This window comes from uncultured Leptotrichia sp., assembly GCF_938036635.1.
GTDB classification, from domain to species: Bacteria; Fusobacteriota; Fusobacteriia; order Fusobacteriales; family Leptotrichiaceae; genus Leptotrichia; species Leptotrichia hongkongensis.
Genome location: NZ_CALHQO010000010.1, coordinates 1 through 5,525 on the forward strand (window position 1 = coordinate 1; position 5,525 = coordinate 5,525).

At 29.4% G+C, this 5,525-nt stretch carries 2 protein-coding genes; both read left to right on the plus strand.

Annotated elements, in window-relative coordinates:
- The first annotated feature begins 63 nt into the window (after nucleotides 1-63).
- Entirely contained in the window at nucleotides 64-1,371 is a 1,308-nt protein-coding gene (locus tag Q0370_RS00105; protein ID WP_299570426.1) for a leucine-rich repeat domain-containing protein, read from the plus strand.
- Between the two features lie 120 nt (nucleotides 1,372-1,491).
- Nucleotides 1,492-5,499 (plus strand): DUF5675 family protein, encoded by a 4,008-nt coding sequence (locus tag Q0370_RS00110; RefSeq protein ID WP_299570429.1) that lies wholly within the window; start codon nucleotides 1,492-1,494, stop codon nucleotides 5,497-5,499.
- Nucleotides 5,500-5,525 lie beyond the last annotated feature (26 nt).

Consider the following 5,525-nt stretch of genomic DNA (forward strand, 5'->3'; position numbering starts at 1 on the left):
CGGGAGATGCGATGGCCATCGGACTTTCCACCCTTTTTGAAAAAATTTCTAATAAAAAAGAAAATGAGAAAAATACTAAAAATTTCAATTTTTATAGTATTTATAGCGTGCAGTAACAGTAAAAGTGATGAGTTGAAAGAAAATAAGAATACAAATGAGCAAATGGCACAAATTCATACAATTTCTAAACAAGATAAAAGTTGTACTGAACTAGAAAAATATAATATTAATTCTGAAAAAATAGACTTGAGAAATAAAGGGTTGGAAGAGATAAATTGTGTTGCAAATTACAAAAATGTAAAAATTCTTGATTTACGTTGGAATAGAATAAAGGACATAAAGCCTCTAGAAAATCTAAAAAGAATGGAAGTATTGAAAATAAATTTTAATCAAATAGAAGATGTAAAGCCGTTATTAAATTTGTCGAATTTAAGGGAATTATGGATACATAACAATAAAATAAGTGATATTAGAGGGATTGGAAAATTAACAAAGCTCGAACATTTGGATGTAAGTTTTAATCCATTAAAAAATGGAGTTGAGGAAATTTCTCGATTAAAAAACTTAAAAAGGCTTGAATTACGTGAAGTTCCAAAAGAAATTGTGGATTATGTATATGAAAATTATCGTGATTTTATGATTCCTAAAAAAATATTTATAGAAGAAAGATATCCGGAACTTATTGCAAAGAGAGAAAATGTGGTAAAATATCCTAATTTTTCAGAATTTGAGAGCAAAATAAACGGTTTTGAAACAGTAAAGATTATAAAAGAGCTTTCTACAAAGGAAATTGCACTAGATAAACTTCCGAAAGAGATTTACAAGATAGTTGATGAATATAATAGAAATTCTAAAGAAGCAGATGATAAAGTGGAAGGGGCAGCTTTTTTTACAAATAATATTTACTCAATATACACTCTTACATATCCTTATGCTTATGCAGGACAATCAAATAGTGAAACTTTTTTTACAAAAAATGGAAAAGTAATTGCAAAAGATATAGTAAATTTAGATTCACAATTGGAAAGCATTGATGGAAATAATCTGTTTTTATCAATAGTTGCAGCAAGTGGAGGAACCAATTATGCAATAACAGATATGAAAAGTGAACATTTTTGGCGTGAAGAAGTTAGAGATTTTGGGCTAGCATCACCTAAGAGAACAGGTAAAATTTTTATAACAACTTCAAAGGAAAATGTTGTTAATGTAAGAGAAAACCACGGTTCAGATAGTTCAATAATTCATAAATTAGCGAATAACATTACAGTTGAGGAAATCTCAAACGAAGGTGCCTGGAAATATGTGTATTTTTATAATAAAGATGGGGGATATTATATGAAAGGATATATACATAAAAGCCAGTTAAAATAGTTTATGATAAAATTAATTATAAATAAGAATATAGTAAACAAAGAAGGGGCGTAATAATTTTTATTTGAATTGTTAAAATAATTTTGTGAAAATTTTAAAATTTAAAGGGGGAAATTGATTGTGGTAAACAGAAAATTTAATGGGGTAGATATTGGGGATAGTGCGGTTGCATTTTTTGAAAAATTAGCTAAGCTGGAAAGTGGAGGAAAATATGATTTAGCAGACCAAAAATATTACATTGGAAAATATCAAATAGGAACAGATGTTTTGATGGATATGGGATGGCTTCCAAAAGGATCGACTTGGGCAAATGCCAGATTTATTGGTGAAGGTGCCACAAAATGGAAGTTAACAGGAAAACAAAGTTTTTTGAATACTCCAGCAGCACAAGACGAAGTAATTATGCGTTCTGTAAAAATGAGATGGGCAACTTTGAAAAAACATAAGGACAAAATTTGTAAAAATATAGCAGTTCCTAAAAATGCAGTTTACAAAGCGCCAGGAAAAGTAACCGCTTCTGAAACAAAAGTAAAAACAATAATAATGAAAAAAAGAAATCAAGGCTATAAAGCGGAAGATTTGAGAGGGAAAAGTTTTTTGCTTACATCATCTGGAATGCTTGCTGCCTCACATTTATGTGGACAAGGTGCAATGTCTAATGCTTTGGAAAATAATTTTAAAGGAGTATGGGGAATACCAGTAGATGGAAATTCCATGCCTTCACTGCTTTATGCTGAAAATTTAGCAGGACATGACTTATCAGTAATTATTGGATTCAAAGATAATTGTGAAGTTGGACATAAAGTTGTGGAGAAAAATCATACTCAGACTGATAATAAAAATATAAATAAACAGGCTGCAGTTCAGCAGAAACCTAAAAATAATATTTCAAATAATTCTCAATCAAAATCAGTACAAATGCAAAAACCTGTTTCAACCTCAAATACTACAAAAATAGAAAATGTTGAAAATACCAGCAAAATCGGAGTATTCACATTTAATGGGCAGAAATTTGAGGAAGTTTGGGATAGCGAAGAGTATAAAAGAGACAGAGCTGAAAATGGAAAAGCTCCTGAATTAGCTTTTGTAAATCCTGAAGAGTCTATTCTAAAGAGGCTGCAAGCTAAATTTCAAGATGAAAATCTTTATAATCAGGATTATGTAAAATATTTGGAAACTAAGACTGGGAAAAAGGTGCTGGAAGAAAATAAGGAAGATATAAATATTATTTTGAAAATGTATGATGAGGCAACAAAAGACAATGAAAACATTGGAAATGTAATAAGACAGCATGGATTTGATATTTTGAGGGGAAGAGAAGAGAATAATGAAGTTTTGCGGATACAGGATATAGTTTATTATATTTATTCGTACCCTATTCCAAATAAAACTAGCATAGAGTCGCTAGAATATGTGCTAAGTCAATATTCAGCAAAATATGTTAAATTTCCTGATAAAAAGCCTGTAAATAAATTTAATAAACAAAACGATTATGTGGATAAAATACAAGGTGTGATTCATATACATGTCAAAGATGAGGAAGTTAAGATTGAAAAAAATCAATTACCTGAAAAATATGATAAATATATACAAGGAATAAAGGATATTGATGAAATTATTATAAAAGTGAGTAAAAAACAGTCTTCAGAATTGCAAAAATCAAGATGTGAAAATTTGATAAGAGAACTTGGAGAAAATATATCAGAATATGAAAAAACTTATTCTATAGATGAAAATGGAGTCAGACAGTTTCCTTTATCAAGAAGGTTAATTGACAATATAATAATTGAATTTTTGAAGGTTCAGACTGGATTTAAGGAAGAAAATGAAATTAAGAATTTTGATAATCATGAATATAGAGATAGTAATATAGTTAGAAATTATTTGTTATGGTATATAAAAAAACACAAAGGAATAGATTTACCTTCAAAAAGTGAAATGGGACTATTTGACAGGCTTCAAAAAATTGGAAAAGATATAAGGGTAACTACTGTTCTTAATGACTGGATAACTTCAAAATCAGCAATAAAAGTACGGAATATCAGACAAATAAGCAATTTGATAGATGAAGTTTATGAAAATTACAGGGATAATTTGGACTTTGAAAAGGATAAAAGCATTATTTTGGGATTATTTAAAGATAGTAAAGAATTGCGAGATTATGCAGCAAATATTGATTCTATGGACTTGTATTCCTTTTATAAATCATTTTATGATTTGCAGAATATTATAAATCCTACTGGAGAATTATTTGTAAATACTAACTGCATGTTAAAGTGTACGCTTGGAAAGGATATAAGCAGGCTAATAATAAATGAAGATAGAGTAATGCTTGGAGGAGCAAAGCAGGCAAATATAAATGACACAAATATTCAGCCTTTTAAATCGTGTAGTGCTATCGGGATTTGTCAGCCAGCATTAATAGGGACATGGGAGAAAAATACAGATGTGAAAGTAAGAGACAAGCCTGCATTGCTGGATATTTCGACTATACAATGTATGCACGGTGGAATCATAAGTATTGATGATGCTGGACAAAAAGAAGCAGGAACGGCTGTTACCAAAACGGAAGAAGTTAAGGAAGCTGAGAGAGATGCAGATTGTCAATATAAGCTGTTAATAAATATTTGTAGCGATATAAATAATAATTTTATGCAGACACAGCTGAAAAAAGAGGCACAAAAATATGCTAAATGGAAAAAATATAAAGCTGGGGTAATGGACAATATGCGTTCTTACTTTGCAAAAGATGTAAAAAATATGCTTGGAATGAGAAAATTAAGTGAGTCTGAAAAGAAAAATAAAGAAAATTTTATAAAGATAAACAAAGCAAAAATGCAAATTGCAAATCAGGAAGTTACCCCAGAAAAAGAAAAATATCTAAGAAAAAAAATCTATGCTGTATTCAAAGAAGCCTATAAAAGTGTAAAACAAAAATCAGGGCCTAAATTTGATACAAAAGGAGTAGTAAAAAATCACGGATTAAGCCTATGTGATTATGAGAGGAAAAATTTCTATTCTGCAAAAATGCTTCCAGTAATAACTTATGGTTATTTAATGCGAGCTGGAAATCTAACTATAACAGAAAATGCAAAAAAATTGATTAAATCAGAATTAAATAGTGATATAAACACTACAAATACAGGACAAATAAAATTACAAAACTACAAAATACAAAATAATGTAAAACAGGCAAAAGCAGTTCCAAAACAAAGAATAAAATCATCAGATGTATCAAACTGGATTGGAATAGGGAAAATGCTTTATACTTCTATAAAACATGTTCCAACTGCGAGAGATATATTAAATGCTATAAGAAAAAATGGAAAAAGTGTGGCAGTATGTCCGTTCAGTCAAGGAGAGTGGGACGAGACTCATAGTTTATCAAAATCTAATAATACTGCACAGAAAAAAACTGATAATACTCCTAAAATGGAAATAAAAGAGGATACAGCTAAATATCGATCAAATATTTTGAATTCAAAATCTAGTACTGTAAAATCTGTCGCTAAGAATACAAAAGTCGAAAGCAATGCTAAGAGTCAAAATAATACTAACAGTTCTCAACCAGTTGCAAGTTGTAAAACATGTCCACATACTGGAGTACAAGGATATTATACAATAAGTGTCAGAAGAATAGAAGAAACAAAATTATCGACTTTATCTGAATTTAGTATATTAGATCCAAGTGGTAAAAAAGTAGAAGGATATAATGGTTATATTATCGAAAGAGAAGGGCCTGATACAGTTGAACCGTTGAGAAAGAAAAGAATAATTGCAGGAACACATGAATTGAGATGGCACTATAGAGGTGAACCAAGAAATTATTGGGCAATAGGAGTATTTAATCATCAGAAAGACAATAGGGGTTTAAAAAAAGAATTGATTCATCAAGAAAGATGGATATTAATTCATCCTGGTACAAGTAGAGGTAGTTCAGTAGGGTGTTTAATAATCGCAAAAAATTATTATAAAGATGGTTTGATACATAGATGTGATAAATCAAAATCTTTTGAATTTATGAAAAAAATTATAAGTTATACTGTTCAAGTAGAAGGAAAAAAACTTAAAAATCACGAAGTATTAAGAAAATTTAAATTGAAAGTATCAAATGAATTTAGAAAATAAATAAATTGATTTCAAAGGAGATGATA

Bases quoted from the DNA above. Each gene is read 5' to 3' on its own strand.
- Q0370_RS00105 (WP_299570426.1), top strand. From the start codon at position 64: ATGAGAAAAATACTAAAAATTTCAATTTTTATAGTATTTATAGCGTGC.